The organism is Pectobacterium sp. IFB5596, from assembly GCF_021432585.1.
GTDB classification, from domain to species: Bacteria; Pseudomonadota; Gammaproteobacteria; order Enterobacterales; family Enterobacteriaceae; genus Pectobacterium; species Pectobacterium punjabense.
Genome location: NZ_LXFY01000002.1, coordinates 1 through 10122 on the forward strand (window position 1 = coordinate 1; position 10122 = coordinate 10122).

Below are 10122 nucleotides of genomic sequence, written 5' to 3' on the forward strand. Positions count from 1 at the left end.
CTGGCGTGAAAGGTGAAACAGAGGGCTTAAACTCAATCGCAAGGTTGATAGCCTTAGCGCCCTACGGAAGCTCACTCTGTTTCATGTAGTGATAGCTAATCACTACGTGAGAAAGATACAAGCGCCCTGCGTCGGGCGCGTATACGGTATCGCATATGAATAGCGACGGTGTGGCGCACGAAACTGCCCCTTAGCCAGCATAACCGATATGACTAAGAGGCAACGCTCGCGTTAATCCAATTACAGATAGACCCGCAAATATTCCGCCAGACACAGGATCGCCATGGCCTGACCGTATGGCATGGAGGTCAGCGCGATGTTGCGGTAGAAATCCAGATCGTTGCCCATCGCCGTGCCGAATGATACCTGCGTTAGCTCACCATCCTCATTAACGTGATTAATCACGCCGCGAATCGCTTTCTCCGCCACCTCAGCGTAGCGTGGGTCGACGTAGCGCTTGCGCACCGCTTTCAAAATACCATAGGCAAAACCAGCGGTTGCCGAGCTTTCTAGGTATGAGTTTGGGTCGTCGATCAGCGTGTGCCACAGGCCGCTGTCATCCTGATATTTCGCCAAGGCTTCAATCTGGCTTTCCAGCACCTGCAACAGGAAGCGACGCGTCGCGTTGTTTTCCGGCAGATCCAGCAGTTCGATAAATTCAGGAATAACAATCGTCAGCCAGCTGTTACCACGCGCCCAGCGCGCTTTCGCGTAGTTGTGCTGCCCCTCAAACGTCCAACCGTGGAACCACAGGCCACTTTCGCGATCCATCAGATATTGCACATGCAGCAGGAACTGATACGTGGCTTCTTCCACAAACTCTGGCCGGTTTAACAGCTTGCCGATTTTCGCCAGCGGCAGCACGCTCATCATCAGCGTGTCGTCCCACATCTGCTGGTGGTTTTCATTGTTATAAACAATGTGCTGCAAGCCCTGCTTGTCCGTGCGCGGCATTTCGTACATCACCCACTCCGCCCAGCGCTCCAGATACGGCAGCCAGCGGGCATCGCCCGTTTCTTCATAGCGATAAGCCAGCGTCAGGAACGGGCACACGGTGTTCACGTTCTTCGTCGGCGTACCTTCCGCCAGACGCTCGGTAAACCAGTCGTCGATGATGGCGCGCATCTGCTCGTCACCCGTCTGCTGGTAATACTGATAAATCCCGTACAGCCCGATGCCGTGCGTCCACTCCCATCCTGCCCAGCCTTTGGTATCAATCACCCGACCATCGTCCAGCCGTAACAAGAACTCACCGGTTTTATCCTCAATATTCACCAGGTTGTCGGTGATACGGCAAATCAGCGCCTTCAGATCCTCACGGGAGATGAAGCGTTCCGGCTGACGTAAAAGCGGGCTATGTTTTACACTGAATACGGTCATAGTCATTCATCCAATTGAGTTATCAGTTAACAGTTCAATACAGTTACGACTGCGTGGCGTGCGTTACCGGCTTGTCACCTTTATGACGGTTCAGGTAGCCGATATTGTTGTTACCCCACAGCGATTCATACGGCATACCCGCCAGCATTTCGACCGTGGCTCGCGCCTGCGGCGTAATCTTCTCTGGCACAGGACGCCCAGCCTCACGCATTTTGAGCGTTTCCTCGCGCAGCACGCTGTGCGTTTGCAAATTGAGTTTAAAACGCAGAGAGACTAGGAAGCCCAGCGCCAACACGCCTACGGTGCCGAAGCTCAGAATCATCAGAATCGTGTGGCTAACGCCCGGCGCTTGTACGCTCTGCCCGGATACGAAGCCAGACAGTTGCAACACAATCCCCACCAGCATCACCGCACCAGCCTGAGAGGCTTTGCGCGTCAGCGTCATAATCCCGGCAAAGATCCCTTCACGACGCTGCGCGGTGATCACTTCATCCACGTCAGCGATGTAAGTGTAGGTGTTCCACGGTACATAGTTGATCCCACCACGCCCGATGCCCGCCAACGCAGAAATCAACAGCAGCAGAGAGAAGGTGTCATGCAGGCCGCTGTACCACAGGACAGCGTAGGAGAGCGCACTCAGGCCAAACAGGCACACGACCAAGCGGTAAGACGGCGCTGGCCCAAAACGAATACACAACGGGATCATGCCAATCACCGCGATGAATTGCAGAATTGCCATCGTTCCCATCAGGTTAGAAGCCATCGTCGGGCTTTGCATCAGCACAAAGACCACGTAGTAGGTAAATACGGCGTTGAACACATCCTGCGCAATATACCCGCCCAGATACATCCCAAGATGCTGGCGGAAAATGCGAATACGCAGCGTTGAAACCAGTTCAACGTTCAGGCGTTTCAGGCTTTCACCCAGCGTCAGAGACTGGCGCTCTTTTTCCGCCCGTAGCGAGGCTTCCGACATCTGATCGCGCGGCCGCTCCCAGGTAAAGAAATAGACCAGCGTCAGCACCAGCGCACAGATAACGGAGAACACCAGGCTCGAATAGAAGAAGGAAACCGCATTGTCTTTGCCAAAGTAGCCCAGCAGGATACCCGGCAGGAAGGCAGCTAAAATGGCAGACAGCTGCGCCAGCGCGATACGTGCGCCGGAGAACTTGGTCTTTTGTTTGAAATCGTCGGTCATTTCCGGCACCAGCGTTTCATACGGCACCAGCACCATGGTGTACACGACATCAAACAGCAGGTAGGTCAGCAGATAGTACCAATAGCTCATATCCCCCACCCACATGAAGCTGTAGCTGAACACGAAGGGAATACCGAGCAAAATAAAGAACTTGCGGCGGCCAAAGCGTTTGCCCAGCCAGGTTGAACCGAAGTTATCAGTCAGGAAGCCCATCAGCGGGCTGACGACGGCGTCGAGCACTCGCGCCATCGCAAAAATAAACGTTGCCTCAATCGGCGTTAATCCACAGAACGTGGTGTAAAAATAGAGTAACCAAGCGGCCGTCAGCGCCGTTGTACCAGCACCAAGAAAGTCCCCTGAACCGTAGGCTAAATAGTTAGCCAAACCGATCTTACGCGTTTTCATCGCCATCCTTCCCCGAACATTTTTAATTATGAAGGTGTCACGCTGATACGGTAGCGCCCGGCGATCGTGAAAACCTTTGCGCTTTTGCCACCACGCCCCCTACGCTGGCAGCACAGGGAAGATTGGTGCGATCCGCGTCAAAGATTTTATAAAAAGCTATTTTAACTGAACAAAACCAACAGTTCGTTTATGGCGATCACAGGATGGAAAGTGAGGAGCAAGCAAAAAGGAAAGCGGAACAGGCAACGGGCTACGCCTCATTATGTATTGAAAAACAGCATTTTTTTAACCGAGGACGAGATTACTCCGCGTGCTGCAAGCGCCACAGGAAAGTTTGCCGCGCATGAGCTAAACGCGGTTGGCGCAGTGCGCCCGGCACCCAGACCAGATAGTAATCCAACTGCGTGGTGCCGACAGGCGGCGGGATAATGACAAGTTCCCCCGAGTCCAGCAGATCCTGACATAAATATATCGGCATCACCGTCCAGCCAAACCCGCTGGTCAGCACACGGCGCAGCGCACGCAGATCCTGACTCACGACGGCAGGCACCAGCCCTCTGTCCTGTATGCGGTTCTTCTTCAACCAATGGTTAATCAGAGGAAGTTCAAGGTCATACGCCAGCATCGGCTCCTGCGCCAGCGCCTGCGGCAGGTCGTCCGCCTGTACCAACCGTTCGACAATCGCGGGAGACGCCACCGCCTGGAGGGTTGCACTCTTTAACAGATCGCTTTTCAGCCGCTTATCTGTCACGGGGTGCGCCGTTATGCCAAGATCGCAATGTCCTTCGAGCAACATCTGCTTGATCAAGTCACCATCACCAGTATGCATATGCACCCGCACACCCGCCTCAAGTAGCGGCAACAGCTGTTCTGACACCACTTCAGCCATGAAATCCGCATGACCTATGATATGCAGTGTTCCCGCAACGTCCATTGACCGCGCGCGTGCAGAGGCTAACGCGGCTTCGGCTTCATCTAGCTTATCTCCGAGATCCGCCGCTAAGTCGTCTGCTGCCGACGTTGGCGTCACGCCGTTAGCCTGACGCTCAAAGAGACGCCGTCCCACCGCCACCTCCAGCCCGGCAATGTGCTGCGATACCGCAGGCTGAGTCAGATTGAGCGCGCGCGACGCTCCGCTAATCGAGCGCTGCCGATAGACTTCCACAAACGTACGTAGACGAAGGAGTGACATACGATACCTATAGAAACTGAGATATAAAATTATTTATACCCCTCGAATAATAATCTTGTTGGCGGACGGATCAACCCCTGCCGTATCCTTTATCCCATCTTGAGCGACCCGGAAACCCCGGTTAACTTTCTGTTTTCTCTGGTACTCGACGACAAAAAAGGGGACAAAACATGTCGACACAACAATCCAAAAAGGATTTACAAGCCATCCTGAATACGATGAAGCGTGCTCACATTGCATCTGGCCCAGCCGATGCCGCGCTGCGTCAAGATCGCTTACAGCGCAGCATCAACCTGCTCCGTGAAAACCATGCGGCGCTCGCACAGGCCATGAGTGAGGATTTCGGCCATCGCAGCCTGTATCACTCCTTCGCTGCCGATATCGGCATCACACTGAAAATACTCCAGAATGCCATCGACAACGTGGAACGCTGGATGCAACCAGAGCCGGTTGATGAACCCGCTCCCGGCATGCAGGCGTGGATTCAACATCAGCCTCTGGGCGTGATCGGCGTGATTAGCCCGTGGAATTTCCCGGTGAACCTGTCATTCGGCCCGCTGGCTGACATTTTTGCCGCCGGTAATACCGCGATTCTGAAACCGTCAGAACTCACGCCGCGCACGTCTGAGCTGCTGGCGGAATTGATCGCCCACTATTTTGACCCTCTAGAATTGGCCGTGGTGCTGGGCGATGCGGAAATTGGTCAGGCATTCAGCGAACTGCCGTTCGATCACCTGGTTTTCACTGGCAGCACCGCCGTAGGGAAGCATGTGATGCGTGCGGCGGCTGAGAATCTGGTGCCGGTCACACTGGAGCTGGGTGGCAAATCCCCTGTCGTGATTGATCGCAGCGCAGACATCACCGAAGCCGTTGAACGCACGCTGACGGTGAAAACCTTCAACGCCGGACAAATCTGCCTGTCACCGGACTATGTGCTGCTGCCCGAAGGTCAAGAGCAAGCCTTCCGCGATGCCGCGAAAGCGTTTATGCAAAAAAGTTTCCCGACGTTACAGGCGAACCCAGATTACACGTCTATCATTGCTGACAGGCATTACGATCGCCTGATTCGTATTCTGAAAGAAGCTGAACAGCAGGGCGCGACCGTCGTCAGCCTGGCACCAGAAGGTGAAGCGCCCTACGATGCGAAAAGCCGCAAGATTGCACCGCATCTGGTGTTCGGCGTACATGATGATATGACGATCATGCAGGAAGAAATTTTTGGCCCGCTGCTGCCGATTAAAACCTATCAGGCAGCAGAGGAACCGATTCACTACATCAATGCACATCCACGTCCGCTGGCGGCGTATCTGTTCAGCCATGATGAAGCCATGCAGCAGCGCTTCGCAGCCAGAACGACATCAGGCGCGCTGGTTATCAACGATGTAATGACGCACGTGTCTATAGACACACTTCCGTTCGGCGGCGTTGGCGCATCCGGCATCGGCGCATACCACGGCGTTCACGGATTCCGCCGTTTCAGCCATGCCAAACCGATTGTCATACAGAGTGAAGATGGGGCGTCTAACCTAACGCTACGTGCACCTTACCATGAGAAACAAGACGCAATTGTCGCCGTACTCAAAGGGTAACCGGCAGCTATTCACCCGATCATCCTGCAACTATAGAGAGAAAAATGATGAAAATTTTAATGGTCCTGACTTCTCACGACACACTGGGCAACACGGGTAATAAAACCGGTTTCTGGCTGGAAGAGTTTGCTGCCCCTTATTACACCTTTAAAGACGCCGGTGCCGAGCTGGTACTCGCCTCCCCTGCTGGTGGCCAGCCACCTCTCGACCCGAAAAGCGATCTCGCTGATTTTCAAACCGAGCTAACACATCGTTTTAAAGCCGATCCTGCCGCACAGCAGGAACTGGCCAATACGGTAAAACTCGATACCGTCAGCGAACAGGATTTCGATGCCGTCTTCTATCCGGGCGGCCACGGCCCGCTCTGGGATTTGGCAGAATCACCGGTTTCTATCGCGCTCATCGAAGCCTTTGTTCGAGCCAACAAACCGACTGGTTTTGTCTGTCACGCACCGGGCGTACTGATTCACGTGAAAGCAGAGAATGGCGACGCCCTGATTAAAGGCCGTAAAGTGACAGGCTTCACCAACGGTGAAGAAGCAGCCGTTCAATTGACGGACGTGGTACCTTTCCTGATTGAAGATGAATTCAAGAAACTCGGTGGCCTGTATGAAAAAGGTCCCGACTGGGCACCATACCTCGTTGAAGACGGCAAGCTGATCACCGGTCAGAACCCGGCTAGCTCAGAAGTCGTCGCCAAAGCGATCCTCAAGCAGTTGGCGTAATCTGCGCGATACCTCATTTTTCTGTGTCTAAAAAAACAGGGCCGCATCACAATGCGGCCCTGTTATCAAGTCACTCCCCTAATGTACTGGGGGAGACAAAATTAACGCTACCTGTTGCGCAGTCAAATCGATCCCGTAAAAGCGCTGATAAAAATCATGCGTCTCTTTTGCCATATCGATGTGCTGCATCTGCTGCGGATAGAGCATTTTTGCCAGCCAAAGAAATTGCAGCGCCTGCTCCGACGTTTCTCGACACCACCAGAACATGCCCAGCGGATTGACGTAAACACGCCCTTCTTTTACCGCACGCAACTGCTGCCACTTTGCATCCTGACGGATAGCTTTCGCATCTTCAGCCTGCATCGTAATAATCACATCGGGATCGGCCTGAAAAATTTGCTCAAGCGAAACAGGCGCCGTTGTCACGCCACTTTGGCTAAACCACGGCTCAGCCACGTTAATCGCACCGCCCAGATCCATCCAGTCCTGATTCAATGAAGGACGTCCCGATGTCGTCAACGGATCGCCAACCGAATGGTAGACCTTTACACGCTGCTGTGGCGGAATGCGCTGGATAACCTCCGTCACTCGCCTGACGTTATCCTGATAGTAGGCGGCAAAATCCTGTGCCCGACGCGACGCCTCCGGCCCCAGAATCTCACCGGTAATCAACGTGCGCTCCACCATCGCCGCCAGCGAATTGTAACGCAGTGGCACCACGGCAATTCCAGCTTTACGCAATACTTCAGCTTCAGCAATAGGCACATTTTCCGACACGAAAAAGACCTGAGCACGGCGCGCAATTAGTGCTTCAGTATTAATTCCCATATTTCCACTCTGGGAAACCAGCGAAGCCTGCGTAATGGACGGCACAAACTGGCGGAACAGCGGCATATCGCGCACGAGCTTCGTCGTCCCGACAATACGATCGCCATAGCCCAGCATCGCCAGTATCGAGTTTTGCGCATTCCACGAGGTGGCAACCCGTTCAACCGTCGCAGGCACCGTCACAGAGCGATCGCCGTAATAGTGAATCGTCCGCGGTGCGGATTCAGGCGCTTCCGCCTGAACCTGATGTACACCGGAGAAACCCACCGCCAACAGCATTAGCGCATTAAGCAGAGGCTTGCGGTACCGCATGGTAAGGTAACGTTTCAGCATCGTACTCACCAGTCGACGGTCAGAGTCGCGCGGATTTCACGCGGCTCTCCGACAAAAGCACTGGAGGCACCATTTTTCCCATTTTGGTTATAAGGGAAGAGCGAACTCCAGTAATGCTCATTGGTGACGTTGTTGAGTGCAACACGGAATGCCGCTGGTTTATCATAAATTTTAAAGCCGTAGCGTGTGCCGAGATCCAGCGTCATATAGCTATCAGCCCAGCTCGTATTGGTATTATTCGCCGCACGCTTACCGGTATAGTGAAGGTTCGCCGTATAGACCATATTGGGGTAAGCCGGGTGACTATATTCCGTCAGCAAATTGGCCTGAAACTTCGGCACGCCAAGTACCCGCTTATCACGCGTTGCTGCAATCCCCGTATCGGTCAGCTTGGGGTCCAGCAGCGTCGTGCTGGCATAGACGTGCAAACCGGAAAGCACTTCACCATCCGCTGCCAACTCTAACCCGGTATTAACCTGTTTCCCCTGCTCTTTGAACACGTTATCGGAAGGATCAACATAGGCGAAAGGCCGCTCCAGACGAAACACCGCCGCATTCAGGTTCAGCCCATCCCATTGGGATTTCACGCCCGCTTCATATTGGGTACTGCGATAAGGTTTCAACGTCTGCGCTTTGTTCACCGCGCTATTAGGAGCAGTATCCCCCTGCTCCAGAGAATCAGCATAGGCGACATAGGTCATTACGTTTGGTAAGGGTTTGTACATCAGCGACAGCGTCGGACTGGTGCCCGTCGCACGTTGCACACTACCATTAGTGAAGCTGCGTGAGGTCAACCAACTTTGGCTCACTACACCCATCGCTGACCAGCGATCGTTGAAGGTGATCGTATCACCCACAGTGATAGCCTGTTGGCTGGTACGGCTGGATTTATAGTGACCAGAACCGGCATAAAAACGTCCATCGCTGGGATCGTTGTAATGCCGTGGCGCATTGATGGGACTGGTTCCCAGCGTATATTCATCATCCTCTCCAGGAGAAGAAAACATCGTCCATTGATACCCAGTGGTACTGAATACCACATCGTGGGAAGGCCCGTCCGTATCGATATGACCGTTCAACTGCAGCGTATTACTCAGAACCCGGAAACGCCCGGATGAGTATTGCCGATCCAGAGTGGTTTCCACCTCTCCTGATGGCAAAATATTATGCGACAGCGAACGCATACCGCGATCGGCGACTTGATAGCCCACGCCACCCGAGGCGTACCAGTCATTATTGAAGTAGTGTTTCAGGCGTGTGCTAGCCGTTTTGGTTATCAGATCGAGACCTGCAAAGCTCTGCCCGTATCCCTGTTTCGTAATATCTGGCGCGCTAGGTAGCTGCATCGTCGGCCCATAGCCAAACCCACCCGCATAGCCCATTTTTCTGAAGCGGTACTCGCTGGCGTTGACTTCCAACACCGTATCAGGCGAGAGATTCCAATCAAATGCCACGCTGGCTAATTGCCGCCGCAACGTGCTGTTGCTGATACTTCCTTCACCTTCATCCTGTAGCAGGTTTATACGATAACCGTACTGGTTTTCGTCTCCCAGATGCCCACCCAGATCGGCATGGCCCATCGCCGCACCTTTACCAGAATAGCCTACGGTAAAACGGTTTAACGTCTGCGCCGTTGGCCTTTTCTGCGTAAAGTTAAATTGTCCGGCTGGGCTGGCAGGCCCATACAGTGCGCCAGTCAGGCTATTAATCACATCCAGTCGCTCCAGCATCTCAACCGGAAAGGCGGTGGTGGAAATAATATTTAACCCATCCAATCTGCTGTTCGCCAGCACGCTTCCTTGCATACCACGGCTTTGCGGACGACCCACGTCAATGCCGCCACGCGCCTGCATCTGGCTGGACGCGTTATATTTGAGGAGATCGTTAACATTTTTTGCCTGCTGATTGGCTATCATGGCTTCCGTCACGGTCGTGGTCGAATACGGCGTATCCAACCTTGAGCGTTTGCCTAATGACCCGATCTCTATATCGTCGGCCGTCATACCTGCACCGGCCAGATTCGCATTCGCCTCGCTGCGATCGGCTTTGACGACCATCACGTCAGCCGCTTTTGTCTTTTCGCTGTCTTTGATCGTTGCCGGTTCGGCGCTTAATACCGGTGGAACAACCACCATTAATGCTGGCAATAACCACTGTGCTTTTTTTCTATTATTTTTTCGGGCTTTCATCCGCTATATCCCTGTTGGTCAATATTATGTCAATTATCGATATGTAATCATTTATATATCGATGCATACTATACAGACATGACAAGAAGAAAATAAGGAGAGCGATAGAGGGATTTATTTTATAAAACGTTGAATTTTAAATATTCAAATATAAAAACAGGGTGTATGAAAAGTACTACATTGTAGGTATTTCCCTACCTGCAACAGGAAATATAGCGGACAGGAATGTCCTGTCTAAAAACGTCGGGAGCGTTTTTCAACGTTGCGCAAGCAACGGCCCGCA

Annotated in this window: 7 protein-coding genes; 2 read left to right on the plus strand and 5 right to left on the minus strand. The window is 53.2% G+C overall.

The window, feature by feature from the left end; genetic code table 11:
• Positions 1-240 precede the first annotated feature (240 nt).
• The 3 genes from A6301_RS04250 to A6301_RS04260 form a co-directional block, all read right to left on the minus strand.
• Entirely contained in the window at positions 241-1380 is a 1140-nt protein-coding gene (locus A6301_RS04250) for a glycoside hydrolase family 105 protein (protein ID WP_107170051.1), read from the minus strand.
• A 43-nt stretch (positions 1381-1423) separates the two neighbouring features.
• Positions 1424-2983, minus strand: a complete 1560-nt coding sequence (locus A6301_RS04255) for an MFS transporter (RefSeq protein WP_205540155.1) — start codon at positions 2981-2983, stop codon at positions 1424-1426.
• A 301-nt stretch (positions 2984-3284) separates the two neighbouring features.
• Positions 3285-4175: a LysR family transcriptional regulator gene (locus tag A6301_RS04260; RefSeq protein WP_215483766.1), complete on the minus strand. Its 891-nt coding sequence runs from the start codon at positions 4173-4175 to the stop codon at positions 3285-3287.
• Positions 4176-4345: 170 nt separating this feature from the next.
• Here A6301_RS04260 and A6301_RS04265 point away from each other — a divergent pair, with 170 nt between their 5' ends.
• Both A6301_RS04265 and A6301_RS04270 read left to right on the plus strand, forming a co-directional pair.
• Entirely contained in the window at positions 4346-5764 is a 1419-nt protein-coding gene (locus tag A6301_RS04265) for a coniferyl aldehyde dehydrogenase (RefSeq protein ID WP_234257191.1), read from the plus strand.
• Between the two features lie 47 nt (positions 5765-5811).
• Positions 5812-6489 carry a type 1 glutamine amidotransferase domain-containing protein gene (locus A6301_RS04270; protein WP_107170053.1) on the plus strand — a complete coding sequence of 226 codons (678 nt, stop codon included), beginning with the start codon at positions 5812-5814 and terminating at the stop codon, positions 6487-6489.
• A gap of 78 nt (positions 6490-6567) precedes the next feature.
• Here A6301_RS04270 and A6301_RS04275 read toward each other — a convergent pair whose 3' ends face one another.
• Together A6301_RS04275 and A6301_RS04280 are read right to left on the minus strand one after the other, a co-directional pair.
• On the minus strand, positions 6568-7650 hold the full coding sequence (locus tag A6301_RS04275) for an ABC transporter substrate-binding protein (RefSeq protein WP_234257192.1): 1083 nt from the start codon (positions 7648-7650) through the stop codon (positions 6568-6570).
• A 5-nt stretch (positions 7651-7655) separates the two neighbouring features.
• A complete protein-coding gene (locus tag A6301_RS04280; protein ID WP_234257193.1) occupies positions 7656-9839 on the minus strand; it encodes a TonB-dependent siderophore receptor in 2184 nt (727 codons plus the stop codon).
• Positions 9840-10122 lie beyond the last annotated feature (283 nt).

What these genes read in the sequence shown, in the direction of transcription:
- A6301_RS04255 (WP_205540155.1), bottom strand. Translation starts at nt 2,983, where the DNA reads ATGAAAACGCGTAAGATCGGTTTGGCTAACTATTTAGCCTACGGTTCA.
- A6301_RS04260 (WP_215483766.1), bottom strand. Translation starts at nt 4,175, where the DNA reads ATGTCACTCCTTCGTCTACGTACGTTTGTGGAAGTCTATCGGCAGCGC.
- A6301_RS04265 (WP_234257191.1), top strand. Translation starts at nt 4,346, where the DNA reads ATGTCGACACAACAATCCAAAAAGGATTTACAAGCCATCCTGAATACG.
- A6301_RS04275 (WP_234257192.1), bottom strand. Translation starts at nt 7,650, where the DNA reads ATGCTGAAACGTTACCTTACCATGCGGTACCGCAAGCCTCTGCTTAAT.
- A6301_RS04280 (WP_234257193.1), bottom strand. Translation starts at nt 9,839, where the DNA reads ATGAAAGCCCGAAAAAATAATAGAAAAAAAGCACAGTGGTTATTGCCA.
- A6301_RS04270 (WP_107170053.1), top strand. Translation starts at nt 5,812, where the DNA reads ATGAAAATTTTAATGGTCCTGACTTCTCACGACACACTGGGCAACACG.
- A6301_RS04250 (WP_107170051.1), bottom strand. Translation starts at nt 1,380, where the DNA reads ATGACCGTATTCAGTGTAAAACATAGCCCGCTTTTACGTCAGCCGGAA.